Origin of the sequence: Solwaraspora sp. WMMA2059, from assembly GCF_027497315.1 — a bacterium.
In the GTDB taxonomy this organism is placed as follows: domain Bacteria; phylum Actinomycetota; class Actinomycetes; order Mycobacteriales; family Micromonosporaceae; genus Micromonospora_E.
On record NZ_CP114908.1, the window covers coordinates 307,888 to 331,645 of the forward strand.

Here is a 23,758-nt window from a genome sequence, read left to right on the forward strand (position 1 = left end):
TCTGTCGTGGCGACCGACGACCTTGAGCGAGCGCTGCGGCAGTGCCTTAGCGACCAGGCCGTCGACCCACCCGCGGTCGCCGATCTCGCCGACCGCGCGGTGCGTCGGGCCCGGCGGTCCCGCCGGGCCCGCAACGGAGCCGCTGCGGCGGTCGGTCTCTGCCTGTTCGCCACCGCCGGCGTCGCCAGTAGCCATCTGCTGGTCGTTGACGGCTTGGAACCGCCGACCCTGGCTGAACCGCTGGCGGTGACCGGCGGGGACGTCGCAGCCAGCACCCCGGCCGCTCCGGCTGCCCCGCTGCCGTTCAGTGAAGACCTGCGCAGTCAACCGCTGGCCGCCACCCAGGCACCTCCGGTCGACCTCGTGGTGGCCGGCGAACTGCACACCGTCGACGGCCAGCGGATGGACCTCGCCCAGATCGGTGGCGTCGCCCAGGCCAGCCGGTTGGCGGACGGTTGGCTCGTCGTTACCGAGACATCGGCAGACGGTGCGGCCGGAGTGTGGTTCGTGGCCCCCGACACCGCTCCGCAGGTGGTACTGGCCGGTGTCGACGCGGTTGCGGTCGATCCGGTCGGTACCCGGATCGCCTGGCGGCACGGCGCCGAGCTGACCGTGGCCTCGGTGGTGCACGGTGAGCTGGCCGGCGCCAGACGCGGTCGGGCACCGGAGCAGAGCCGGCCGGTCGGCTTCGCCGGCGACGCCGTACTGCTGGAACGCGAGGGAGGCGGCGAGCGGCGCCGCGGCTACGGCGTCTGGCGGCCCGGCCAGGGTGAGGGGACCAGCTGGAGCGAGACAGCCAGTGTCGTGTACGGCGCGTTGCCGGACGGACAGACCGTCGTCGCCCAGGTGCACGATGCGTCCGGCGGTCCCTGCCTGGCCCTGCTGGATGTCGAACAGGGCCTCACCGCGGTGAAGACCGCCTGTACGGTGCCGTTGACCGGAGACGGCCGGGGAGCGGTCTCCGCGGACGGCAGGTGGCTGGTAGCCAACGGAGTCGCGGACGCGCGGGCGGCCAGCGAGCCGGAGCTGGCCCTGCTCGTCGACCTGAACCAGGTCTTCGACGACCAGATCGGCGCGGTGCGGGAAGCCGGGCAGCGGCTTGCCGGCAGCACCGTCTGGGTGGATCAGGACAGCGTGGTGCACGCGGCCGGCGTCAACCAGTTGGTCCAGATCAACGTGGACCGGATCAGCACTGGCCAGGGTGGAGCGGTGGAGCACATCGCCGTACCAGCCTCGACCGCCGTCGACGCCGAACCGGTGCTGGTCGCCGGTGCCCCGGACCGCCGATGACTGTCGACAGCCGGATCGACCTGCACACCCATTCCACCGCCAGCGACGGCACCGTCGATCCGGCGGACCTGGTCCGGCAGGCCAGCGCCGCAGGTCTCACGGTGCTGGCACTCACCGACCATGACACCACCGCCGGCTGGGCACCGGCGGCCGCGGCCCGCCCGCCCGGGCTCACGCTGATCCGGGGCGCCGAGATCTCCTGCCGGTGGTACGGCACCGAGCCGTCCATCCCGCTGCACCTGCTCGGCTACCTGTTCGATCCGACCTACGCTCCGTTGACCGCCGAGCTGGACCGGATCCGGGCGGCCCGGGCGGTACGCGGCGAGCGTATCGTTGACCGGCTGCGCGCCGACGGCTTCGACATCAGCTGGGACGCGGTGCTCGGCTACGCCGCCGGCGGCTCCGTCGGCCGGCCGCACATCGCCCAGGCCCTGATCCGGGCCGGCCTGGTCGCCGACACCGACGAGGCGTTCCGGCCGGAATGGCTCGGCCAGCGTTACCGGCTGCCAAAGGACGACCTCGACGTCTTCGCCGCCGTCCGGCTGGTGCACGAGGCGGGCGGGGTCACGGTTTTCGCCCACCCGGCCGCGACCAAGCGAGGGCGGACCGTGCCGGACAGCATGGTCGCCGACCTGGCGGCGGCCGGGCTGACCGGCCTGGAGGCTGACCACGCCGATCACCGGCCGGACCAGCGGGCACACGTACGCCGGCTCGCCGACGGGCTCGGGCTGGTCGCCACCGGTTCCTCCGACTACCACGGCAGCCACAAGACGGTCCGGCTGGGCGAGCACACCACCACTGCGGCGGCGTACGAACGGCTGGTGGCGGCGGCTCACGGCGTACCACCGATCTGACCCCGACCAGGACCCGGGTGCTGAGCGCGACCAAGGATCCGGTCCTGCCCCGTCCGGACCGGCGATTCGTCGGTCACTAGGTTGACCTGGTGAGCTTCAAGCTGTTCGGCGAGGTCTTCGTGACCCTGCTGGTGATCACCGATCCGCCCGGCATGGTGCCGATCTTCCTCGCACTCACCGGAGCGTTGCCGGTCCGGGAACGCCGTCGGGCCGCCTGGCAAGCGGTGGCGCTGGCCCTCGGCGTGATCGTGGTCTTCGCGGTCGCCGGGCAGACGCTGCTCGCCTACCTGCACATCGAGTTGCCGGCGCTGCAGGCCGCGGGCGGACTGTTGCTCATCCTGGTGGCGCTGGAACTGCTCACCGGCAAGGCCGACGACCCGGGCCAGCAGGCGACGTCCAACATCGCGTTGGTCCCGCTGGGCACCCCGCTGCTGGCTGGTCCGGGTGCGATCGTGGCGACCATGCTGTTCGTGCAGCGTGCCGAGACCGTCGCCGACCATCTGGCGATCGCGCTCGGCATCGTCGCGGTGATGGTGGTGGTCTGGCTGACGTTGCGGTTCTCCGGCGGCATCGTCAAGGTGCTCCGGCCGGGCGGCATCGAGGTGCTGACCCGGATCGCCGGCCTGCTGCTCGCCGCGATCGCAGTCCAGCTGATCGCCGACGCCGTCGCCGCCTTTGTCCGCTCCTATGTGGCCGCCGGCTGACCGTCGGCGGTCCCGTGGCAGGATCGGGGACGTGTCCCGACCTTCCTCCCCGTCGGGCCGGCGGCCCTCCGGCGCCGCCCGTCCGGCCAAGGGTGCCCGTCCCGCCCAGGCCGAGCAGCTCGGTTTCGACGGTATGCCCGAGCGGCTCTTCGTCTGTACGCCGAGCAAGCTGGCCGCGTTCGCCGACTGTCCCCGTCGCTTCCGCTACAGCTACGTCGACCGGCCGGCGCCGCCCAAAGGCCCGCCGTGGGCGCACAACTCACTCGGCGCCAGCGTGCACACCGCGCTGCGGGCCTGGTTCGCCCGCCCGGTGCAGCAGCGCCGCCCGGAGGCGGCGGCAGCCCTGCTCAAGGGCACCTGGGTGCGCGACGGGTACCGCGACGAGGAGCAGGAACGCGCCGCGTACCGGCAGGCCCTGCAGTGGCTGGAGGCGTACCTGGAGCAGCTTGACCCGAACGTCGAGCCGCTCGGCGTCGAACGGGTGGTGGCGGCGAAGACGGCGGTGCTGGCCTTCAACGGTCGGGCCGACCGGATCGACGCCCGGACCGGCCCGGACGGCCCGGAGGCGGTGATCGTCGACTACAAGACCGGGCGGGCCGGGCTGACATCCGACGACGCGCGTGGCTCGCAGGCGCTCGCGCTGTACGCGTACGCCGCGCAGCGGGTCTTCCGCCGGCCCTGCCGGCGGGTGGAGCTGCACCATCTGCCGACCGGTACGGTGAGCTCCTTCGAACACAGCAGTGAGTCGCTCGACCGGCAGGTCACCCGGGCGGAGGCGACGGCCCGGGACATCACCGCTGCGGAGCGGGCCGTCGCCGACGGCGCAGACCCGGACGACGCGTTTCCGGCGTCGCCGGGCACGCTCTGCGGCTGGTGCGACTACCGACGGGTGTGCCCGGCCGGTGACGGCTACCCGGAGCAGCAGCAGTGGGCCGCCGTCGACCGGCTGCTCACGGCGCCCCCGCAGCCGCGTACGCCGCAGGAGTGACCGGGGCGGCGGCCCGTTCCGCCCGGTCGCGTGCGGCGGCGCGGATCGGCCCCTCCACCAGGTTGCGCGGCACCGCCCGCAACGCCAACCGCAGGCCACGGGCAGCGACCGCCGCGCAGCGGTCGGTGGTCGGCAGGCCAAGGCCGCCGTACATCCGCCGGGCCCAGGCCGGCAGCAGGCCGATCGCGGTGGCCGCCACCCCGAGGTACGCCAGCCGGGGCGGGCCGAAACCCAACCCGAGCCGCCACGGCAGACTGAGCTGACCGGGTACCGGCGGGGCGGTGAGGAACAGCGCGGTGTCGGCCGCCTCGCGGGTCATCCGCAGGTCCGGTCGGACCGCCCGGTAGTACGCGTCGACATCGGCCGCGCTGCCGGGGACGCTGTCCGGGTCGAGCCCGACCAGTGCCGCGCTGCGCCGCTGCTCGGCGTAGTAGCGGTCCACCTCGTCCGGGGTCAGCCGCAGGCCGGCGCGGGTGGCGGTGTCCAGGAACGACTCGACCTCGGCGACGTGTACCCAGCGCAGCAGGTCGGGTTCGTCGACGCGGAACTCGGTGCCGGTGGACGGGTCGGTGGCCCGCAGGCGGGCGTGCAGCCGGCGGATCCGGGCGGCGGCGGCGTCCGCCTCGGCGGTGGTGCCCCAGACCGTGGTCGCCACGTAGGTGGATGTGCGCATCAGCCGGCCGAATGGATCGGCGCGGTAGCTCGAGTTCTGTGCAACCCCGGCGATGGCCCTCGGGTGCAGCGCCTGCAGGTACAGGCTGCGTAGCCCGGCGACGACGAGAACAGGCTCGTCGTGCACCCGCCAGGTGACCGATCCGGGCCCGAACAGCCCGAGGCCGTCGTCAGTCACCGGGCCGCCCGCGCCTGACAACCGGGGCACAACCCCCAGAAGGTGACTTCCGCCTCGTCAATCGCGAAGCCGTGGTCGGCGGTCGGCTCCAGGCACGGCGCGGCGCCGACCGCGCAGTCGACGTCGCCGACCACGCCGCATTCGCGGCAGACCACGTGATGGTGGTTGTCCCCGGTGCGCCGCTCGTACCGTGCCGCGCCACCGGCCGGCTCGATCCGTCGGGCCAGACCGGCCTCGGCGAAGACATTGAGCACGTCGTAGACCGCCTGGGTGGAGACGGATTCGATGCGGCTGCGCACCTGACGGGCGATCTCGTCTACGCCGAGATGCCCGCCTTGCGCGAGCACGTCGAGGACGGCGAGCCGTGGCCGGGTGACTCGCAGACCCCGGCTGCGCAACTCCTCCTCTGCCGGCATCTGTCCATCGAAACACGCAGGTGGGCGCGGTACAAGATAGAACCGTGGGCACCGTGGCGGTGGCCACAGCGGGTTCGGGTGGTTGCCGCGCGGTGCGCGTGCGCCAGGTCCGCCGGTCAGAACACCAGCCGGGAGCAGAGCAGACAAGTCAGGATGATCATGACAGCGGCAGCGATCATGCCGACGCCGTAGGTGACCGTACGGGCGTTGCGCTCCTCGCCGTCGAGCGCCGCCAGGTTCTGCAACGGCAGCGTCCCGGGTGGCGCCGGATTGACCAGCACCGGTGGACGCCAGCCGGGCGGCGGCGGAGCGCCGACCGGCGGCCCGCTGTAGTTGACTGGCCCGACACCGGCCGACCTGCCCGGTCCACCGCCGGGACCGTCCGGGTCCGGGCGCCGCCAGTACGCGTCGTCGCCCGCGCCGTCATCTGTGGTCACGACAGACGACGTTACCAATTCACCTGCCTGCCCTGACGGCTCGGCCAGTGCGGTGTCGGGCTCCGAAGGATCACCGGCGGGGCGGTAGCCTGGTGGAGTGCGAACAACGGACGAGCGGTGACCGGCCTGACCGTGCCGGACGGCCGTGGTGGCGATGATCGTCTCGTCGACCTGAGCGACGACGACGCGCCGCTGCTGCCCGAGCAGACCAGCGACGACACCGACCTGGGCTGGGGCGAGCGGACCACCAGATCGGACGACGCATGGTTGTTGGCCGAGCGGCCGCCGCACTGGAGCTGACAGTGGGTCTGCCCGCCGTCGGTCCGGGTCAGCTGTTCGCTGACCCGGCTGCGGCAGGTGCCTTGGTCGAGCCGCCGGACGCCGACGTACCGCCGGAACTGCTCGACGAGCTGCCACCGCTGTCGGTCTTGCCACCGCTGTCGGTCTTGCCGCCGGAGGATGCCGCGCCGTCCTTTTTCTCCGCGGGCTTGTCCGACGACGGCGCCGAGGAGCCGTTGGCCGAGCCGCCGCCCTGGCCGCTGCGCGAGTCGGTCCGGTAGAAGCCGGAGCCCTTGAAGACGATGCCCACCGAGTTGAACACCTTGCGAAGTTTCCCGGCGCACGACGGGCAGTCGCGCAGTGGCTCGTCGGTGAACGACTGCACCGCCTCGAGTTGGTGTCCGCACGCGGTGCAGGCGTACTGGTACGTAGGCACGGTCTCCTCCGACACTGGCTAGGCCATCTGGCACTCAACCCATTCGAGTGCCAATGATCCGCCATCGGACCCCGCTACGTCCAGCGGGAAGCGGCAGAGCTCACCGCATGGGAGTGAACCAGCGCACCTCCGACGGTGTGATCACCGCTGCCACCGGTCGGTCGTGCGGCTCTGCCGGGACCTGGGGCAGGAGCTCGCCGTCGTGCAGCAGCGCGACCACCGGTACGCCACCGGGTACCCGGGCGAGCGCCCGGTCGTAGGAGCCGCCACCACGACCCAGCCGTACGCCGTGGTGGTCGACGGCGAGGGCCGGTACCACGATGAGCCCGACATCGGCCACCGCCGAGCGGCCCAGCCGGGGACCGGCCGGTTGGCGCAGACCAGCGGTGCCTGTCCGGCCGGATGTGCCTGTCCGGCCGGATGTGCCTGTCCGGCCGGATGTGCCTGCCCGGCCGGATGTGCCTGCCCGGCCCGTCGTGCCGGTCGGATTCGGCCCGTCGAACCGGGCCCAGTCGAGGTCCCGGTCGGGCAGCAGGACCGGCAGCAGCACCCGGTCCGGTCCGCCGACCGCCTCGGCGAGCAGACCGGCGAGCCCCGGACCACCGGGTTCGCTGCCGATCGGCAGGTACCCGGCGACCTGCGCCGGCCTGACCCGATCGATCAGCTGACGTACGGTGGCCCCGACCCGGCGACCGGCCAGGGTGAGCTGATCGGACGTCAGCTTGCGCCGCTGCGCGAGAATGTCAGCACGGAGTCTGTCCTTGCTCGATGGACAGAGGTTCGCTCCATCGGGAAAATCCGACACTCAACACTCCTGGTGGCAACCGCGGCGGAATATCTGGCTTGTGTCAGCATCGCACCATCAGGTGCAGAATCCTCTGGGGGAAGCGTGACCCTGCGCGGACGGTTGACCACCGCTTTCCTCACGGTCGTGCTCGGACCTGTCCTGCTCGGGGCGTTCTTCGTCGGCGCGACCGTCGCGGCGGTCGGGCAGAGCCGCTCCACCGAACGCCTCGACCTGGCCACCGCCAGCGTCGGCACTTCAGTCAACGCGCTGTGTAGCCAGCTGGAGGCTGCTGCGGGCGCAGTGGCTCTGCTGCTGCCCGATCGGGCCCGACTGGCCGTTGCCGCTGACCAGGCGGTGGCCCGCAGCCTCGCCTCCGCAGTCCAGGTGACCGGCCCGGACGGTGCGTCGATCGTGGCCACCGCCGACCCGCCGTCGGCGCCCTGGGTCGACTGTGCGAGCGGGCGGGACGACAACGGTGGAGCTGACAGCACCGGTAGTGGACAGTCGTGGCAGGCGCCACCGGTGGACACCGGCCCTGGACCGCCGACCGGCACCGGGTCGCCGGACGCCGCCGACTCGGCGACGGCACCCGCGCCGGACGGCGCCGGTGGCAGCGGGGCGATGCCGACCCTCGCGGCGATCGTCGAGGTCCGGGACGAGAACGACGTCCTGGTCGGTCAGGTGTCAGCGGTCAAGCTGCTGGACCCCGACCTCGTCGCCCGGCTCGCCGCATCGACCGGGGTGGGCATCACCCTGCTCGCCGGCACCGACCGGGCCACGGTGGTACACAGCACCGAGCCGCCCGAGGTGCGGGGAAACGTGGTGGCCACCGCCGGCCAGCTCGCCGACGGCGGGACCAGCTGGACCGACGGCGGCCGGCAGGTGCGCCGGCTCGGCCCGGACGACGGTCAGCTGCTGCCGATGGTGCTGTCCACCCCACGCGACCAGCTGTCCGGCCTGTACGCGGTGCTGGTGGCGACGGTCGTCCTGGCAGGACTGCTCGCGGTGGTCGCCGCCTGGTGGCTGGCCCGGTCCACCACGCAGCCACTGGCCGAACTCGCCGACGCCGCGAGTCGGGTGGTCGACGGTGACCTGGCCGCCCGGGTTCCGGTACGCGGCTCGGACGAGGTGAGCGAGCTCGCCACCATCTTCAACCGGATGACCCGCGAGGCCCAGGCGTACGTGCAGGCCCTGACCGCGAGCCGGGACCAGCTGCGCGGCCAGCTGACGATTCTGGGCGACACCCTGTCGAGCACCCACGATCTGCAGCGCATCCTGCGGGTGATCCTGCAGACCGCGCTTGCCGCGACCGGGGCGCGGGACGGTGCCGTCCTGGTGCTCGACCCGGCGGCCGGGGTACTGGTCGGCCAGTCGTCCAACCGGTCGACCCCGGCCGACACCGGCCCGGCCACCACGTCGTCCGGCACCGGCCCGGCGGTCGATCAGCCGGCGGGACCGGACACAGCCGCCAGCCAGGCGGGGCCGGACGGGACGCTGCACGTGCCGCTCGGCAGTGGGCTGCTCGGCACGGTGGCCGTCAGTGGTCAGCCGAAACGGGGACGGATCGAACGCGACGGTCCGGCCCTGTCGGCGTACGAGCCGGCCTGCCGGACCTATGTCGCGGTGCCCTTCTCGGTGCCGAACTGGACCGATGAGCTCGGCGTGGGGGCGCCCGGGGCGGGGGGGCAGCGTACCCCCGGCCGGCACGGTCCGGGCGCGCCCGCCGCGTTCGGGGTGCTGGCCGTCTACGACCGGCTCGGCGGCGACGAGTTCGACGACGCCGATCTGATGACGCTGCGCACCTTCGCCGGGCATGCGGCGGTGGCGGTCAACAACGTACGGATGCACAAGGAGGCCGAGCGGCTGTCGGTGACCGACCCGCTGACCGGGCTGTGGAACTACCGGCACCTGCGGGAGTCGATCCACCGGGAGATCGAACGGGCCAACCGGTTCGGTCGGATGCTCGCCGTACTCGTGCTCGACCTGGACCGGTTCAAGGACATCAACGACACGTACGGGCACGCGGCCGGGGACAGCGTCCTGGTCGAGTTCGCCCGCCGGATCCGCGCCGAGATCCGTGAGGTGGACCTGGCCTTCCGACAGGGCGGCGAGGAGTTCGTGGTGCTGCTGCCGGAGACCGACGTCCGTGGCGCGGCCACCGTCGCGGAGCGGCTCTGCGCCGCGATCCGCGACCGCCCGATCCGGGTCGAGCCGTACGCCGGGGCCGGCCGGCGCGGGCACGCCACCGTGTCGGTAACGGTATCGATCGGCATCGCCGTCTACCCGGACCACGCCGGCGACGGCGAGGAGGTCCTCGACGCCGCCGACGACGCGCTGTACGCCGCGAAAGCAGCTGGCCGGGACACTTTTCATGTCGCTGACCGGGCGCCGGCCCGGTCGACCCGGGTACCGGCAGGCGGCGGCGCGGCCACCCCGGAGGGCGGACCGTCGCGCGGTGGCGGCGCGTCTTTCGGGCCACACCCGCCGAGACAGACCCGTGGCCGATAGTCTCGCGGCATGTCGGAGCATGCAGCCACCCCAGCAACGACCCCCACCGCAAACGCGGATCAGCGGGCGGTGAAGGCGGTCATCCCTGCCGCCGGGCTCGCCACCCGGTTCCTGCCGGCCACCAAGGCCGTGCCGAAGGAACTCCTCCCGCTGGTCGACCGGCCGGTCCTGCAGTACATCGTCGAGGAGGCCACCGCCGCCGGGATCAACGACGTACTGTTGATCACCGGCCGTGGCAAGACCTCCATGGTCGACCACTTCGACCGGCAGCCCTACCTGGAAGGCCGGCTCGCAGACAAGGGCGACCAGGAGCGGCTGGCCGCGATCCGGCGGCCGAGCGAGCTGGCCGAAATCTACACCTGCCGCCAGCACGAACCGCTCGGGCTGGGCCACGCGGTGGGCTGCGCGCAGAGCCACGTCGGCAACGAACCGTTCGCGGTGCTGCTCGGCGACGAGTTCGTCGACGAGAACGACCCGCTGCTGCCGGCCATGATCGACCTGCAGGCCCGAGCCGGCGGGATCGTGCTGGCCTTCATGGAGGTGCCGCCGGCCGAAACCAAGCGGTACGGCATCGCGTCGGTCGAACCGGCCGCCGAGTCGGTGCAGAACGGCGCCGACATCGTCCGGGTCACCGGGCTGGTGGAGAAGCCGTCGGCCGAGGACGCGCCGAGCAACCTCGCGGTGCTGGGCCGCTACGTGCTGCCGCCGAGCATCTTCGAGGCGATCAAGCGGACCAAACCGGGCAGCGGCGGCGAGATCCAGCTGACCGACGCGATGGCGATGCTGCTGGCCGAGGGGACACCGGTGCACGGCATCGTCTACCGGGGCACCCGCTACGACACTGGAGCGCCCCTGGGCTACCTGCAGGCCGTGGTGCAGATTGCCTGTCAGCGGGAAGGGCTCGGCGACGAGTTCCGGGCGTGGCTGAAGGAGTTCGTGGCCGACGCGCCAGGGGTGCCCTCTACATGACCGCGACGGCCGGTGCCGAGGCGGCCTTCAACGAGCTGACGCCGCTCGCCGAATACCTGGGCAGTGTGCTGCGCAGGATTCGGCCGCTGCCGCCGCTCGACCTCGACCTGACCCAGGCGCACGGCAACCTCCTCGCCGAGGATGTCGTGGCACCGCACGCCTTTCCCGCGTTCGACCAGGCCGTCATCGACGGCTACGCGGCACGCTGGGAGGACATCGCCTCGGCCGGCCGGGGGAGCAGGGTGATCCCGGCCAGCCGGTCGGCGACCCCGGCCGTACCCCGCTCGGTGCGCCTCAACGTGGTGGGCGACCTGGGCGCGGCGAGCTGGCGGCCGGTCCGGCTGACCCCGGGCACCTGCTTCTCGGTGGCGGCCGGGGCGCCGTTGCCGATCGCCGCCGACGTGGTGGTGCCGATCGACTGGACCGATCAGGGCATGGCCGCAGTGGAGATCTTCCAGGTGCCCCGGCGCGGCTCCGGGCTGCGGCGGGCCGGCGACGAACTGCCGGCCGGGGCGGTCCTGGCCCGCGCCGGCTCGTACGTGACGCCGGCGATGGTGGCGGTCTTCGCCGCTACCGGGATCGGGCACGTGGCGGTCCGGCCCAGTCCGCGGGTGGTGATCGTGGCGACCGGTGACGAACTGGTCGACGTGGGCCGCAGCAGCCAGCCGGGGCAGGTGGTGGACGCGAACTCGCACGCGCTCACCGCCGCTGTCGCCGAGGTGGGCGCGCTGGCGTACCGGGTGGGCATCTGCGACGACGATCCGGAGGGGCTGCGGGGGCTGCTCGAGGATCAGGCGATGCGGGCCGATCTGATCATCACCACCGGCGGCACCGGCACCGGGCCCGGCGACATGGTCCGGCGGATCTTTTCCCGACGGGAAGGGGGCCGTGCGGGGCCGGTCACCTTCACCGAGGTCGCGCTCTATCCCGGAACGGCCCTCGGATTCGGTACGGTCGGAGCCGAGGAGGTGCCCGTGGTCTGCCTGCCCGGGGAACCCGGCTCCGCGCTGGTCGGGTTCGAGGTGCTGGCCCGGCCGGTGATCCAGTTGCTGGCCGGTGCCGAGCCGGTGTTCCGGCCGAGTGTGCGTGCCCATCTGCTGGAGACCGTGTCATCGCCGGTCGGCCTGCGGGAGTTCCGTCCGGCCAACGTCGCGGAGCGGCGTGGCGGCGGCTACACCGTGCAGCCGCTGCCCGGCGGGCCGTTCACCCTGTCCGGGCTGGCCGAGGCGAACGGCCTGCTGGTGCTCGGTGAGCGGGTGACCACCGCCGCCGCCGGTTCCACCGTCGACGTGTTGCTGCTGGATCGGCAGCGGTGATCGGGGACGAGGCTCCGGGCTGGCCGGTGGTGCTCACCGACGGTCCGGTGCTGCTGCGGCCGTACCGTCGCAGTGACGCCGCCGACTGGTCGGCGGTCCGGCAGCGCAACCATCGCTGGCTGGCCCCGTGGGAGCCGGCCCCGCCGGGGCCGTGGCACGAGCTCAACTCCCCGGACGCGTTCCGCTATCTCTACCGTGACCAGCGTCGACAGTCGCGGCGCGGTGAGAGCATGCCGTTCGCGGTCTGTCTGGTCGAGACGGGCGGCGAGCGGCTGGTGGGTCACCTGAACATCGGCAACATCGTGCGGCGGGCGTTCTGCTCCGGCTACGCCGGCTACTGGGTGGACGCGGCTGTCGCCGGGCGGGGGGTGATCCCGACCGCGTTGGCCCTGGCGGTGGACCATGCCTTCGCCGCCGGTGGACTGCACCGGATCGAGGTCAACGTCCGACCGGAGAACATCCCGTCACGGCGTGTAGTCGAGAAGCTGGGTTTCCGTGAGGAGTCCTACCATCATCGTTACATGCACATCGACGGTGCCTGGCGTGACCACATCGGATACGCCCTGACCAGCGAGGATGTGCTGGTCGAAGGAGGACTGCTGGCTCGCTGGCGGCGGCTGCAGGCCAGTGCCCACTGAACACAACCGCCGGCCGTGGTCGGCGCGGCGTACAAAATTCCTGGTCGGACGCCCGTAACCTCAAGTAACGAGAAGGTACGGCAACCTATCAAGCCTTTCATGTCCGTGCATGGGCGGCGGGTTGCCTCGGGGTGACGGGAGGGGTGAGGGTGCCGACCTCGGTGCTCCTCGCCGTCCTCGCCGCCGCCGGGCTGCTCGCCCTCGCACCGGCGCTGGTCCGCCGGTACGACGCTACCGAGCGCCTGGTGGCGGAGCGGGCGCAGTCGACGGCGCGGGTGCTGCAACGCCGCCGCCGTCGGCGCACCGTGCCCGGAAAACGGCCGGTCAACCCGCCCCGACGGCTCAGTGTGCGCCGTGCGGTCGGTCCGGAAGGTGGTACGGCGTCCGACGCCGGGTCGTTCAACGATCCGTCCGCTCCAATGCCGGCCGCCGGTCGACCAGGTGCCGGTCGACGGGGTGGCCGGCTGCGCCTCGTCCCGACCGTCGGCGTCCGACCGCGCCGTGCACCGGCTCGTCGGCACACCCCGGCGGTGGTCCGTCGACGCCGGGTCTTCGCCGCGTTGCTGCTGCTCAACCTGGTCGAGCTGATCGGCGTGCTGGTGGTCGGCCCCGGCTTCTGGATCAGCTTCGCGGTCACCGCAGTGCTGCTCGCCGTCTACCTGGTGCACCTGCGCAACCGGGCGATCGCCGAGCGCCGACGCCGTCGGCACCGCGCCCGGGAAGCGGCCTGGCTGGCCGCCCGGCAGGCCGAAGTACGCCGCGAGCAGGCCCGCCGGGCCGCCGCCCGCCGGGAGCAGCAGCGCCGGCTCGCCGCCCAGCGGGAGGTGATGCGCCGCGCCGCGATGGGCCTGGACCGGCCGCGTGACCTGCCGGCCGCGGCCAGCGGCGGCGGGGTCGGCGGGTCAGTCTCCTACCGCCGTACGGGTGGCCTGCGGGGCCGGGCCTACGAGGCCGGCCGCAGCTACGACGGCCGGTCCTGACCGGGGCTCCCGGGCGGGATCGATTCGCGCACCGGGTGCCCGACCTGTTAGCCTTGTCGCCGGTCCACTGCTGGTCTGGCAGCGGGTCACCCGATTCTGGGGCTGTGGCGCAGTCCGGTAGCGCACCTCGTTCGCATCGAGGGGGTCAGGGGTTCGAATCCCCTCAGCTCCACCACCAAGAGGCAGCAGACCAAGGGCGGGTTCTCGGGGATCGAGAGACCGCCCTCGTTTGACCACGCTGACGGTTCATCATCCACCCAGGAGACAGTCGCCGGCGGCCTCAGGCCGAGGCGGTGGGCGAGGACGCGGCGGGGAACGACACCTGGACACGAAGGCCGTCGTGGCCGGTGGACGAGGCCGCGATGATGCCGTCGTGTGCCCGGGTGATCGAGCGGGCTATCGCCAGTCCGAGCCCGGCCCCGCCGCTGTGGTCGATACGGGTCCCGGACCGGCGCCGGAAAGGCTCGAACAGGGCCGACACCTCCTCGACCGGCACGTCGTCGCCGGTGTTCGACACGACCAGGGCAGGGTCGTCACCGACCTGCACCTCGATGACCCCGCCGGGCCGGTTGTACTTCAGGGCATTCTGCACAAGGTTGGCGACCAGCCGCTCCAGCAGCACCTGCTCGCCGAGCACCGCCCGGGGCTGGAGCCGGCTGGTGATCGTGACCCCGGCTTCGGTAGCCCGCGCCTGATGAGCGTCGAGCACCGCGGCCACGATCCGGTCGAGCCGCTGTGGTGTCCGGGCGACCAGACCGCGGTCGCTCTCGCTGAGCACCAGCAGCCCTTCGATCAGGCGCTCGTTGCGCTCATTGGTCGCCAGCAACTGGGTCGTGAGGAGTTCGAGCTGCTCGGCGGTCAGGGTCCGGGCCATGCCGACCTCGATCAGTGTCCGTTGCACGGCGAGCGGGGTACGCAGCTCGTGGGACGCGTCCGCGGCAAACCGGCGTTGTGCCTCGTAGCCGACGGCTATCCGATCCATCATCTCGTCGATCGCTCGGCCCAGCTCGGCCAGCTCGGAACGGCCCGGACCTGGGCGGAGCCGGTAACCCAGATTCGTCGGTCCGACGTTCGCGATCTCGGCCGCCAGCTTCCGGATCGGCCGCAGGCACCACCGCACCATCGGGTACGCGGCGGCCAACATCACCGCCAGCGCGGCGGCGAGGGCGATCGCAGGGGGGATGCTGGGTCGCCGGAACATCTGCACACAGATGAACGAGGCATCGCTGTCCGGCGCCTGTCCCGGTGGAACGCCGCACCAATCAATACTGATGGCCTGCCACCACGCGAGTGCCTGCCCGGCGAGCACCGGCGCGAACTGGGCCGTGAACAGGAGCACGCCACACAGCAGCAAGATCCGTCGGGTCGGTGTCCAGAAACTCATGGACCTAGCTGGTATCCGGCACGTGGCACCGTGTGGATCACCTCAGGTTCACCCAGCTTGCGGCGCAGCGTCATTACGGTCATGCGGACTGAGTTGGTGAACGGGTCAGCGTGCTCGTCCCAGGCCTGTTCCAGCAGGTCCTCGGCGCTGACGACGCCACCACCGGCCCGCATCAGCACGTGCAGAACGGCGAACTCCTTCGGAGACAGCGACAGCAGCCGACCGTCGCGGGTGGCCGTGTGCCGCATGGCGTCCAGCACGATCCCGCTGCGCTCCAACACCGGCGGCAACGCCGGGCCCGAGCGCCGGGACAGAGCCTGGACCCGGGCGACGAGCTCGGCGAACGCGAACGGCTTGGTCAGGTAGTCGTCGGCACCGAGGCCGAGACCTTCGACACGGTCGCGGATGCCGGCCGCTGCGGTCAGCAGCAGCACCCGGGTGCCGTCACCGGAGTCGACGATCGATCGGCACACCTCGTCACCGGTGTGTCCCGGCATGTCCCGGTCGATGACGGCCACGTCGTACCGGTTGACCCCGAGTCGTTCCAAGGCTCCGTCTCCGTCGTACACCACGTCGACGGCCATCGACAGCCGGCGCAGTCCTTCGCCGACCGTGTCGGCCAGCAATCGCTCGTCGTCCGCCACCAGCACCCGCACGCCGTGTCCTTCCGCTGCCCGTCCCGGCTGCCGACAGATTCGCACAACTCGGATAAAGGATGGATAAGGGCGTCGCTGACGCTCTCCTGACCACCGGGCCGCAAGCATGATCCCATCCCATGACGCTTCTCATTGGTGCCGGTGATAATTTTGCGTAGATATGTGCTGAGTTCTCTTCTGATCCTCCTGGTGGCCACAGCTGTTGTTCCCATCGGGGCCCGTAGCGCGGCGGCGATCGCGTACGGCGCGGACGCACCCGACGGGGCCTACCGGTTCTCGGTCCTGCTCACCATGACCGAGCTGCCCACCGCCGACGGTGGCACCCGGGACAGCTCGTGCTCCGGGGCACTGATCGCACCGCGTTGGGTGATCACCGCCGGGCACTGCTTCCGAGGTGACGACGGTCGCTGGGTGAGTCGCACCGTGGCCGGTCGTACCACCGCGACGGTCGGGCGCACCGAACTGAACGGTGAGGGCGGACAGGAAGTCGAGGTCATCGCGGTACACCAGGCCGAGACGAGCGACGTGGCCCTCGCCGAGCTCGGCACCGCCGTCACCGGCATCACGCCACTGACGATCGCCACCACGCCGCCGGCGGTGGGCGAGACGCTCCGTCTTACCGGATACGGACTGGTCGGCGACGGCGATGCGATCGTCCCCGCTACGCGGCTGCAGACCGGCCAGTTCATCGTCGAGGCGGTCGGCGAGACCCTGATCGAGACTTCCGGTCGGGAACCCCGTCCGGACACCAGCCCGTGCGCGCACGACTCCGGCGGTCCATACTTCCGCGAACGAGCCGATGGAACGGCCGAACTGGTGGCTGTCGTCAGCTCGGGACCGGGCTGTCCGCACTCCGGAGCGGACTTCAGCGCCCGCGCCGACAATCTCGCCGCATGGGTCGCCGACACGATGGCCGGAACATCGGACCGGGACCGGATCGTCCTCGGCGCCGCAGCTCTCCTCGTGGCCTGTTTTGCATTGGCGGCCATCACTGCACTGAGATTGAGGCGCGTCGGCCGACCGTTCCTCAGCCCTGCTGAGCGGCCCACTCGGCGACCCGGCGGGCGCTCTCGGACTCGGACAGGTCCTCGACCCGGGTCATGATCGACCAGCGCACCCCGTACGGGTCGCGGATGCTGGCGAACCGGTCACCGGAGACGAAGGTCGCCGCCGGCTCGCGTACCGTCGCGCCGGCCGCGACCGCGCGGGCCAGCGTCGCGTCGACGTCCGGGCAGTACAGGCCGATCGAGTAGCAGTCCTCGTCGCCGGCGGGCGGGGCGACCAGGCCGTACGCCGGGGACGGCTCGCCGAGCTGCAGCTGGCCGTTGCCGAAGTCGAGCACCGCGTGCACCACGGCGCCGCCCATCTCGGTCACGTCCACCACCCGGGCGCCGAACACGTCCCGGTAGAAGGCGATCGCGCCGCGCGCGTCCGGAATGGCCAGGAACGGGGTGAGGCTGGTGACGCCGTGCGGCGTACCGTTGCTGGTGTGCCGGCCGTCGGCGGCCGCGAGAGTGTCGGACATGGTCCCGACCCTAGGCAGCGGCCGGGCGGGTGGCTTGCAGATTCGCGACAGCCGGCCGGCCGGTGTCGCAGGCCCGTAGCCTGGCTGCCGTGGACCCGGCGCAGCGCGGCATTCTGTACCCGGCCCGGCTGCCGACCTTCGCCCGGCTGCCACCGCCGGAGCCGGTCGCGTCACTGGTCCGCTGGTTCTGGATCCCCGAGTGGCGGATCGCGCCGGGCCGTACCTCCCGGCAGCAGATCCTCTCGTTTCCCGCCTGCAACCTGGTAGTCGGCCCGGACGGGGTGGAGCTGGCCGGTCCGACGACCCGGGTCTCGTCCCGGGACCTGACCGGCACCGGCTGGGCGGTCGGGGCACTGCTGCGCCCGGCGGCGGTGCCGCACTTCACCTCGGACCCTGCCGCGCTGCGGGACGCCTCCCGGCTGCTGGACCTGCCCGACCTGCAGTTGCCGGTGGTCGGGGCGATGACTGGTGCCGTTGACGCGCCGCAGCGGCACGCTGGTGCGGTGGCGGCGTTCGTCGACTGGTTGAGCGCCACGGTCGGGCCGCCTGGCCCGGAGGCGCTGCTGGCCAACACCCTGGCGGAGCTCGTCGACACCGACCACTCGGTGCTGCGGGTCGAGGACGTCGCCGCCCGGCTGCACGTGTCGACCCGCACGGTGCAGCGGTTGGCCCGCCGCCACGTCGGCCTGCCGCCGTTGACGATGATCCGCCGACGCCGGCTGCAGGAAGCGGCGCACCTGCTGCGGACCGAACCGGGCACCGACCTCGCCGGTCTGGCTGCCCAACTGGGCTACGCCGACCAGGCCCACCTGGCCAACGAGTTCCGTACGGTGCTCGACTTCACGCCGAGTGCGTACCGGGGCGAAGGCCGGCGATGAGCAGGTTGACCAGGCGGCGGGCGTCGTAGCGGGGGTCGGTGTCGGCGCCGACGCAGAGATTGCCGACCCCGCGCATCAGTTGGTAGGCGTCGATGTCGGGACGGATCTCGCCGGCCGTGACGGCGGCGTCGAGCAGCTCGGTGCACACCGGGACCAGCCGGCCGAGGAAGTACTCGTGCAGCGTCTGGAAGGCGGCGGCGTCGGACTGCAACGCCCCGGCGAGACCGTGCTTGGTGATCAGGAAGTCGACGAAGAGGTCGACCCAACGGGCCAGGGCGGCGTGCGCGGTGGCGCTCTCCGCCAGCAGGGTCGGGCCGGCGTCGGCGCAGGCTTCGACCTGGTGTCGGAAGACCGCGACGATCAGATCGGACCGGGTGGGGAAGTGGCGGTAGATCGTGCCGACACCGACGCCGGCCCGGGTGGCGATGTCGCGTACCGGGACGTCGACGCCGGATGCGATGAACGCCGCCGCCGCCGCGTCCAGCAGGGCCTGCTCGTTGCGCCGGGCGTCGGCCCGCTGCCGGCGCGGCCGGTCCGGCTCGGCTTTCGGTCGCTCCGGTCCGGCTGTTGACCCCTCCGGTCCCTCCGACCTGCTGCTGTCGCCGTCGGTGTCGACCATGCGCGGTCCCTCCATTGCCCACTTGTCAACCGGAACGTCGTTCCGTATCGTCTTGGCGGAACGCTGCTCCGCTTCGCTGTCAGCGTGCCAGATCAGGCGACCCCGATCAAGGAGAAACAACGCCATGCAGTACCGCACCCTCGGCCGCACCGGCGTGCAGGCCAGCACCCTCGCCCTCGGCGCGATGAACTTCGGCGCGATCGGCGACACCAGCCAGGACGAGGCCACCGCCATCGTCGACGCCGCGCTCGACGCCGGGATCAACCTCATCGACACGGCCGACTGGTACAGCCATGGCCAGTCGGAGGAGATTCTCGGCAAGGCCATCGCCGGCCGCCGCGACGACATCGTGCTCGCCACCAAGGCCAACATGCCGATGAGCGACGAACGCAACCACCAGGGCAGCTCCCGCCGCTGGCTGGTCACCGCCCTGGACGACAGCCTGCGCCGGCTCGGCGTCGACCACGTCGACCTCTACCAGATCCACCGCTGGGACCCGGCGACCAGCGATGAGGAGACCCTGTCCGCGCTGACCGATCTGCAACGGGCCGGCAAGATCCGCTACTTCGGCTCGTCGACCTTCCCCGCCTACCGGATCGTCCAGGCCCAGTGGGCCGCCCGGGAACACCGGACCAGCCGGTACGTGACCGAGCAGCCCGGGTACTCGATCCTGCAACGCGGCATCGAGGCCCACGTCCTGCCGGTGACCCAGGAGTACGGCATGGGGGTGCTCGCCTGGAGCCCGCTCGCCTCCGGCTGGCTGTCCGGCGCGATCCGCGCCGACCGGGAGATCAGCACCAGCCGGTCCGGCAAGATGCCGCAGCGGTACGACCTGGACATCCCCACCAATCGGGCCAAGCTCGACGCGGTCGAGAAACTGGCCGCCGTCGCTGACGCCGCCGGCCTGACGATGATCCAACTCGCGCTCGGCTTCGTCACCGCACACCCTGGGGTGACCAGCGCGATCATCGGCCCGCGCACGATCGACCACCTGCATTCGCAGTTGGCTGCCGCAGACACCGTGCTGACCGCCGACGTGCTCGACGCCGTCGACGCGATCGTCGCCCCCGGTGTCGACCTGGCTCCGCATGAGAAGCACGACGCCCCGCCCGCTCTGCTCGACCCGGCGCTCCGCCGCCGCTGACCGCGTACTGGATGGACTGATGCCACCGACACCCCGGCTCAGCTTCGGGATCATGACCGCCCCATCCCAGGTCGACTACCACGACGTGTCGCGCGTCTGGCGCGACGCGGACACGATCCCGGCCATCGAACACGCCTGGCTCTACGACCACCTCATGCCGATCTTCGGCGACCCGAGCGGGCCGACGTACGAAGGCTGGACCCTGCTCGCCGCGCTTGCCGCGCAGACCCGGCGGCTGCGTCTAGGCCTGTTGGTGACCAGCAACCGCTTCCGGCCACCGGCGATGCTGGCCAAGATGGCCGCGACCGTCGACATCGTCTCCGGCGGCCGGCTCGACTTCGGCATCGGTGCCGGCTCGCGGCCCGGTCACCCGCCGGCTGTGGACCGAGGCCGAACCGTTCGACTTCCACGGCACCCACCACCGCCTGGCCGGGGCGTACGGCAGCCCGAAGCCGGTGCAGCGCCCGTACCCGCCGATCCTGATCGGCGGACGGTCGGCGGCCCTGCTGCGGGTGGTCGCCGCGCACGCCGACCTGTGGAACATCCCCGGCGGTGACATCGCCGACGCGGCCAGCCGTAGCGCGCTGCTGGACCGCTACTGCGCCGAGATCGGCCGCGACCCGGCGACCATCACCCGCTCCATCCACCTGCCGGTCTCCTACGACCAGCCCGGCGCCACCCGGGCCGCCGTCAGCGCGGCGGTCGACGCCGGCTTCGGGCACATAGTCCTCGGCCTCTCGACGCCCTACCCACCCGACGTGGCCCGCTGGGTCGCCGACGAGTTCATCATCAGTACGCCGTCCTGAGGCTCCAGCCGGTGGCTCGGGCGCGGCGATCACCGAGGCTGTCACCGCTCGGCGGAAGTCGTCAGGGTTCTCGACCCACGGCAGGTGGCCGGACCCGGCGAGGCTCACGCGCTGACTGTCGGGCAGCGCCTCATGCAGTGAGTCGACGGCCCAGCGGGGGCGAATGTCCTTGGAGCCGTCGATGATCAGCACTGGCAGGTCGAGCGCACGGCGGGTTCGGGTGGCGGTTCGGGGAGACCTACCGGTGGCGACACCGACAGGGTGCCCGGACCGACCTCACGACGGCCGCGATCTGGTGGTTGTGGACCGCTGGTTCCCGTCGACCCGACTGTGTTCCGCCTGCGGCGCCCTGGCCGTCCGGATGCCGTTGGCCGTCCGGTCGTGGACCTGCCGGTGCAGGCAGGCCCACGACCGGGACGTCGACGCGGCCCGCAACATCCTCGCGGAGGGGCTCTCCGTGACTGCCTGTGGAGGCGGTGTAAGACCTCACCGGGAGTCCTCCTCTCGGACGGGGCGGTCGTCGGCGAAGCAGGAACCCCTGGGGCGACCCAGGGAATCCCTGTTCCTTCAGGGCGGGGAGGAAGTCAAGCCGGACCTGGGTGGCCCAGTGGTCAATCCGGTAGGTTCTTGATGATGGCTTCGGTGACAGCCTTGGTGCTGGCGCTGCCGCCGATATCCCGCGTCAGCAGCCCTTGTGCCGTGGTTGCCTCGATCGCGGCGTTTATCTTCCTGGCCTCGTCGGGCAGGCCGAGATGGGTCAGCATCATCGCTGCGCTGCCAATGGCGCCGATGGGATTGCAGATTCCCATCCCGGCGATGTCGGGCGCGGACCCGTGAACCGGCTCGAACATGCTCGGGTACCGCCGTTCCGGATTCAGATTCGCACTCGGGGCGAGGCCGAGGCTACCCGCGAGAGCGCTGCCGAGGTCGGAAAGGATGTCCGCGTTGAGATTGGATGCGACGACGACCGAGAGATCCTCCGGGTGTAGGACGAACTTGGCCGCCATCGCGTCCACAAGGACGCTTTCCGTTTCGACGTCCGGATAGTCTGCGGCGACCCGCCGGAACGTGTCGTCCCAGAGGACCATACCGTACTGCTGGGCGTTACTCTTGGTGACGCTGGCCACCTTCTTGCGGGTCCTGGTCAGAGCGAGGTCGAACGCGAACCGCATGATTCGTTCGCAGCCGACCTCGGTGAACAGGGCGGACTGGACGGCAACCTCTCCGCCCGCACCGCGGGCGGAGAGGTTGCGTCCGCCGAGGCCGGCGTATTCGCCTTCGGTGTTCTCTCGGACGACGACCCAGTCGAGCTCTACGGTGTCAGCCTTCCGTAGTGGGCTGGTGACGCCTGGCAGGAAAGTCACCGGCCGGACGTTCGCCCAATGGTCGAATCCCTGACAGATGCGCAGGCGAAGACCCCACAGGCTGATGTGGTCAGGCACCGTGGGCCACCCAACGGCACCGAAATAGATGGCGTCGAAGTCGCGCAACGTGTCCAGACCGTCCTCAGGCATCATGATCCCGTGCTCGGCATAGTAGTCCGAACCCCACGGGAACTCCGCCCACTGGAATCCGAAACGACCACCGGAGCGCCCTTCCAGTGCGTCAAGTACGTCCCGTCCAGCGGCGACTACCTCCCGACCGACGCCGTCGGCGGGAATGACGGCGATACGGAAGTGGTGCTGATTGCTCATGGCAACTCCGGCCTCGTGGTAGATGGTAGGCACAAATCAGTGAACCCGGATGCTCGATAGGCGTCCAACACCGCTATCCGATCGGATGCATTGGTCCAGCCTATGATTCCTGCTGCACTACGCCTCGCAGCTGTGGGTGTGCTCGGCCGTCATGCGCTGCGTACCGGCGAAGGCCTTGACGGTGCGGGGCCGCCCCAACTTGATCCGGTCGAGGGCCTTGATCCTGTCCTTCTTGCTCCGATCGCGCCACGTGTCGTCGTCGGTGTCGAAGGAGAGCGGCTGCAGGTAGTCCACAGGGTCGATGACCCACCGCACGTGCGGCCGGTCGGCATCCGGCACACCCATGAGGTTCATCTGCTCGAGGTAGCCGGCGTACACCGCCAGGGAGCAGCCCTCCCGAGTCCGGGTGCCCGACGTCAGGTGGTTCGGCACGTAGATGCGGGGACGGACGATCGACTGGTAGTGGATGAGGTCGCGCAGACCGTTGTTGGTGTAGTTGGCGGTCGATGCCGTTGCCAGATGCAGGTCGGTCTGGGGCAGCAACGCGAGGCGGCCCCGGATGCGCTCGCCATCCTCGGGGGTGCCGGGCCAGCCGTTGCCGATGCCCTCCTTCAGCGCGCCTGCGGTGTTCTGCCACCCGAAGCTGAAGTTGCTGCCATGCCGCAAGGTGATGTGGAAGTAGATACTCACGGTGCCGCCGGAGCCGCCGCCGGTGCGCAGGTTCATCTGCCCGGGCTGCGGGTTGGACCCCGGGGTCAGCGAAGTCCCCGACGGAAAGAGGGCCGAGTCGCGCGGGTCGACGAGAATCTCGGTACGCGGCGGCGGGTACTCCGGGTCCTGCGGCACCGCGACCGAGTGCAGGTGCCGGAAGGCCACCACCTGAGCGAAGGGTTCGAGTACGTCGAGCCGGACCATCTCGGTACCGGGAACGGAGTCGGCGCTGGTGACCGGCACGGTCCGCAGGACGGCGTCAGAGGGGATCCGGGTCTGCGGATCGGTGTTGACCAGCGGGTCAGCCTTCAGCCGAGCGAAGTCGGCGGCCAGCACGGCGCAGGTCTCCTCCGAGGCGTAGATGGTTGCACCGGTCATGGCCGCGATGTAGGCCGCGTTGTCGGCATGGTCGCCGTGCCCGTGGCCGAGCAGAACAGCGTCAGGCCGGGCATCGACGAGGTCGGCGATCACCAGCGGAGTACGGCCACGCTCCACCTCCAGCCGGCTGATGAACGTGTCGAGGTACAGCAGGCGGCCGCCGACCGCGACGGCGAACGACGAGTTGGACAGCCACGATGCGACCACGCGTTCCTCGGGCAGGGCGCCGGTCTGAGGGTTGACGTTCTCTGGGCCGAAGAGCCGCAGCCGGGCAGCGATGCCGGCGTCCGAGAGGCGCCTACCGCCGCCCTTGGACGGGCTCCAGCCGGTGCCGAGCTTGGTCGCCAGTGCCGGTTCAGTGACGATTGCCGAGCCGACGGCGGCGCCCGACAGCGCGGTGGCCGAGGCGAGGAACAACCTTCGTTTCATCGGATTCCTCTCATTGCCTGGTGCAGGCATGGAGTAGGGACGGGGTGCGGGGACGGGGTGCGGGTCGGAGCTGAGATCGACT

General features: G+C 71.4%; 25 protein-coding genes, 1 tRNA gene and 1 pseudogene. 16 read left to right on the plus strand and 11 right to left on the minus strand.

The annotated features are described in order from the left end of the window. Positions 1 to 6 precede the first annotated feature (6 nt). The 4 genes from O7553_RS01410 (at position 7) to O7553_RS01425 (ending at position 3,836) form a co-directional block, all read left to right on the plus strand. Positions 7 to 1,290, plus strand: a complete 1,284-nt coding sequence (locus O7553_RS01410; RefSeq protein ID WP_281553101.1) for a hypothetical protein — start codon at positions 7 to 9, stop codon at positions 1,288 to 1,290. Then, positions 1,287 to 2,144: a PHP domain-containing protein gene (locus tag O7553_RS01415; RefSeq protein WP_281553102.1), complete on the plus strand. Its 858-nt coding sequence runs from the start codon at positions 1,287 to 1,289 to the stop codon at positions 2,142 to 2,144. Before O7553_RS01410 ends, O7553_RS01415 begins: the two co-directional genes overlap by 4 nt. An 89-nt stretch (positions 2,145 to 2,233) precedes the next feature. After that, positions 2,234 to 2,848 (plus strand): MarC family protein, encoded by a 615-nt coding sequence (locus O7553_RS01420; RefSeq protein WP_281553103.1) that lies wholly within the window; start codon positions 2,234 to 2,236, stop codon positions 2,846 to 2,848. Between the two features lie 133 nt (positions 2,849 to 2,981). Then, positions 2,982 to 3,836: a PD-(D/E)XK nuclease family protein gene (locus O7553_RS01425; protein ID WP_281555411.1), complete on the plus strand. Its 855-nt coding sequence runs from the start codon at positions 2,982 to 2,984 to the stop codon at positions 3,834 to 3,836. On the opposite strand, the gene O7553_RS01430 is transcribed toward O7553_RS01425, so the two are convergent. From O7553_RS01430 to O7553_RS01440, 3 genes are all read right to left on the minus strand, one after another. Then, a complete protein-coding gene (locus O7553_RS01430; RefSeq protein WP_281553104.1) occupies positions 3,799 to 4,686 on the minus strand; it encodes an oxygenase MpaB family protein in 888 nt (295 codons plus the stop codon). The genes O7553_RS01425 and O7553_RS01430 overlap by 38 nt on opposite strands. Then, positions 4,683 to 5,102: a Fur family transcriptional regulator gene (locus O7553_RS01435; RefSeq protein ID WP_281553105.1), complete on the minus strand. Its 420-nt coding sequence runs from the start codon at positions 5,100 to 5,102 to the stop codon at positions 4,683 to 4,685. The genes O7553_RS01430 and O7553_RS01435 overlap by 4 nt, the downstream gene beginning before the upstream one ends. Positions 5,103 to 5,218: 116 nt before the next feature. Further along, positions 5,219 to 5,539, minus strand: coding sequence for a translation initiation factor 2 (locus tag O7553_RS01440; protein WP_281553106.1), 321 nt, complete (start codon positions 5,537 to 5,539; stop codon positions 5,219 to 5,221). Between the two features lie 117 nt (positions 5,540 to 5,656). Between O7553_RS01440 and O7553_RS01445 the strand changes: the two genes are divergently transcribed. Further along, a complete protein-coding gene (locus O7553_RS01445) occupies positions 5,657 to 5,839 on the plus strand; it encodes a hypothetical protein (protein WP_281553107.1) in 183 nt (60 codons plus the stop codon). 28 nt (positions 5,840 to 5,867) lie between these two features. Here the strand turns inward: O7553_RS01445 and O7553_RS01450 are convergent, their stop codons facing one another. Next, positions 5,868 to 6,254, minus strand: a complete 387-nt coding sequence (locus tag O7553_RS01450) for an FmdB family zinc ribbon protein (protein WP_281553108.1) — start codon at positions 6,252 to 6,254, stop codon at positions 5,868 to 5,870. Positions 6,255 to 6,354: 100 nt separating this feature from the next. Continuing rightward, positions 6,355 to 7,059: a 5-formyltetrahydrofolate cyclo-ligase gene (locus tag O7553_RS01455; protein WP_281553109.1), complete on the minus strand. Its 705-nt coding sequence runs from the start codon at positions 7,057 to 7,059 to the stop codon at positions 6,355 to 6,357. 84 nt (positions 7,060 to 7,143) lie between these two features. Between O7553_RS01455 and O7553_RS01460 the strand changes: the two genes are divergently transcribed. The 6 genes from O7553_RS01460 (at position 7,144) to O7553_RS01485 (ending at position 13,627) form a co-directional block, all read left to right on the plus strand. Beyond that, positions 7,144 to 9,549, plus strand: a complete 2,406-nt coding sequence (locus O7553_RS01460) for a diguanylate cyclase (RefSeq protein WP_281553110.1) — start codon at positions 7,144 to 7,146, stop codon at positions 9,547 to 9,549. A 9-nt stretch (positions 9,550 to 9,558) separates the two neighbouring features. Continuing rightward, positions 9,559 to 10,518: a UTP--glucose-1-phosphate uridylyltransferase gene (locus O7553_RS01465; RefSeq protein WP_281553111.1), complete on the plus strand. Its 960-nt coding sequence runs from the start codon at positions 9,559 to 9,561 to the stop codon at positions 10,516 to 10,518. Next, positions 10,515 to 11,834 (plus strand): gephyrin-like molybdotransferase Glp, encoded by a 1,320-nt coding sequence (gene glp / locus O7553_RS01470; protein ID WP_281553112.1) that lies wholly within the window; start codon positions 10,515 to 10,517, stop codon positions 11,832 to 11,834. The genes O7553_RS01465 and glp overlap by 4 nt, the downstream gene beginning before the upstream one ends. Next, positions 11,831 to 12,472: a GNAT family protein gene (locus O7553_RS01475; RefSeq protein ID WP_281553113.1), complete on the plus strand. Its 642-nt coding sequence runs from the start codon at positions 11,831 to 11,833 to the stop codon at positions 12,470 to 12,472. Before glp ends, O7553_RS01475 begins: the two co-directional genes overlap by 4 nt. Before the next feature lie 143 nt (positions 12,473 to 12,615). After that, positions 12,616 to 13,452 (plus strand): hypothetical protein, encoded by an 837-nt coding sequence (locus O7553_RS01480; protein ID WP_281553114.1) that lies wholly within the window; start codon positions 12,616 to 12,618, stop codon positions 13,450 to 13,452. A 98-nt stretch (positions 13,453 to 13,550) separates the two neighbouring features. Then, positions 13,551 to 13,627: transfer RNA gene (locus O7553_RS01485), tRNA-Ala, on the plus strand. A gap of 105 nt (positions 13,628 to 13,732) precedes the next feature. On the opposite strand, the gene O7553_RS01490 is transcribed toward O7553_RS01485, so the two are convergent. Further along, entirely contained in the window at positions 13,733 to 14,836 is a 1,104-nt protein-coding gene (locus O7553_RS01490; RefSeq protein WP_281553115.1) for an ATP-binding protein, read from the minus strand. Then, positions 14,833 to 15,492, minus strand: a complete 660-nt coding sequence (locus O7553_RS01495; RefSeq protein WP_281553116.1) for a response regulator transcription factor — start codon at positions 15,490 to 15,492, stop codon at positions 14,833 to 14,835. The genes O7553_RS01490 and O7553_RS01495 overlap by 4 nt, the downstream gene beginning before the upstream one ends. A gap of 135 nt (positions 15,493 to 15,627) precedes the next feature. Here O7553_RS01495 and O7553_RS01500 point away from each other — a divergent pair, with 135 nt between their 5' ends. Beyond that, the gene (locus O7553_RS01500) at positions 15,628 to 16,596 is read left to right on the plus strand and encodes a trypsin-like serine protease (RefSeq protein WP_281553117.1); all 969 of its coding nucleotides are present in this window, start codon (positions 15,628 to 15,630) and stop codon (positions 16,594 to 16,596) included. Here O7553_RS01500 and O7553_RS01505 read toward each other — a convergent pair. Continuing rightward, positions 16,520 to 17,017 (minus strand): VOC family protein, encoded by a 498-nt coding sequence (locus O7553_RS01505; RefSeq protein ID WP_281553118.1) that lies wholly within the window; start codon positions 17,015 to 17,017, stop codon positions 16,520 to 16,522. The two genes, O7553_RS01500 and O7553_RS01505, sit on opposite strands and share 77 nt — an antisense overlap. Before the next feature lie 128 nt (positions 17,018 to 17,145). Between O7553_RS01505 and O7553_RS01510 the strand changes: the two genes are divergently transcribed. Continuing rightward, on the plus strand, positions 17,146 to 17,895 hold the full coding sequence (locus O7553_RS01510) for a helix-turn-helix transcriptional regulator (RefSeq protein ID WP_281555412.1): 750 nt from the start codon (positions 17,146 to 17,148) through the stop codon (positions 17,893 to 17,895). Here the strand turns inward: O7553_RS01510 and O7553_RS01515 are convergent. Beyond that, positions 17,858 to 18,514 (minus strand): TetR/AcrR family transcriptional regulator, encoded by a 657-nt coding sequence (locus tag O7553_RS01515; RefSeq protein ID WP_281553119.1) that lies wholly within the window; start codon positions 18,512 to 18,514, stop codon positions 17,858 to 17,860. The genes O7553_RS01510 and O7553_RS01515 overlap by 38 nt on opposite strands. 124 nt (positions 18,515 to 18,638) lie before the next feature. On the opposite strand from O7553_RS01515, the gene O7553_RS01520 reads away from it, so the two are divergent. The 3 genes and pseudogenes from O7553_RS01520 (at position 18,639) to O7553_RS01530 (ending at position 20,464) form a co-directional block, all read left to right on the plus strand. Further along, positions 18,639 to 19,658 (plus strand): aldo/keto reductase, encoded by a 1,020-nt coding sequence (locus O7553_RS01520; protein ID WP_281553120.1) that lies wholly within the window; start codon positions 18,639 to 18,641, stop codon positions 19,656 to 19,658. 52 nt (positions 19,659 to 19,710) lie between these two features. Continuing rightward, positions 19,711 to 19,962: pseudogene (locus tag O7553_RS01525) on the plus strand (LLM class flavin-dependent oxidoreductase); the annotation flags it as partial. 43 nt (positions 19,963 to 20,005) lie between these two features. Continuing rightward, a complete protein-coding gene (locus O7553_RS01530; protein WP_281553121.1) occupies positions 20,006 to 20,464 on the plus strand; it encodes an LLM class flavin-dependent oxidoreductase in 459 nt (152 codons plus the stop codon). Positions 20,465 to 21,075: 611 nt separating this feature from the next. Here O7553_RS01530 and O7553_RS01535 read toward each other — a convergent pair. Further along, complete coding sequence (locus tag O7553_RS01535; RefSeq protein ID WP_281553122.1) at positions 21,076 to 22,158, minus strand: tartrate dehydrogenase; 1,083 nt, start codon at positions 22,156 to 22,158, stop codon at positions 21,076 to 21,078. 117 nt (positions 22,159 to 22,275) lie between these two features. Continuing rightward, positions 22,276 to 23,676, minus strand: coding sequence for a hypothetical protein (locus O7553_RS01540; protein WP_281553123.1), 1,401 nt, complete (start codon positions 23,674 to 23,676; stop codon positions 22,276 to 22,278). Positions 23,677 to 23,758: the final 82 nt, after the last annotated feature.

Bases quoted from the DNA above. Each gene is read 5' to 3' on its own strand.
- O7553_RS01540 (WP_281553123.1), bottom strand. From the start codon at position 23,676: ATGAAACGAAGGTTGTTCCTCGCCTCGGCCACCGCGCTGTCGGGCGCC.
- O7553_RS01505 (WP_281553118.1), bottom strand. From the start codon at position 17,017: ATGTCCGACACTCTCGCGGCCGCCGACGGCCGGCACACCAGCAACGGT.
- glp (WP_281553112.1), top strand. From the start codon at position 10,515: ATGACCGCGACGGCCGGTGCCGAGGCGGCCTTCAACGAGCTGACGCCG.
- O7553_RS01425 (WP_281555411.1), top strand. From the start codon at position 2,982: ATGCCCGAGCGGCTCTTCGTCTGTACGCCGAGCAAGCTGGCCGCGTTC.
- O7553_RS01520 (WP_281553120.1), top strand. From the start codon at position 18,639: ATGCAGTACCGCACCCTCGGCCGCACCGGCGTGCAGGCCAGCACCCTC.
- O7553_RS01490 (WP_281553115.1), bottom strand. From the start codon at position 14,836: ATGAGTTTCTGGACACCGACCCGACGGATCTTGCTGCTGTGTGGCGTG.
- O7553_RS01515 (WP_281553119.1), bottom strand. From the start codon at position 18,514: ATGGTCGACACCGACGGCGACAGCAGCAGGTCGGAGGGACCGGAGGGG.
- O7553_RS01435 (WP_281553105.1), bottom strand. From the start codon at position 5,102: ATGCCGGCAGAGGAGGAGTTGCGCAGCCGGGGTCTGCGAGTCACCCGG.
- O7553_RS01465 (WP_281553111.1), top strand. From the start codon at position 9,559: ATGTCGGAGCATGCAGCCACCCCAGCAACGACCCCCACCGCAAACGCG.
- O7553_RS01415 (WP_281553102.1), top strand. From the start codon at position 1,287: ATGACTGTCGACAGCCGGATCGACCTGCACACCCATTCCACCGCCAGC.
- O7553_RS01535 (WP_281553122.1), bottom strand. From the start codon at position 22,158: ATGAGCAATCAGCACCACTTCCGTATCGCCGTCATTCCCGCCGACGGC.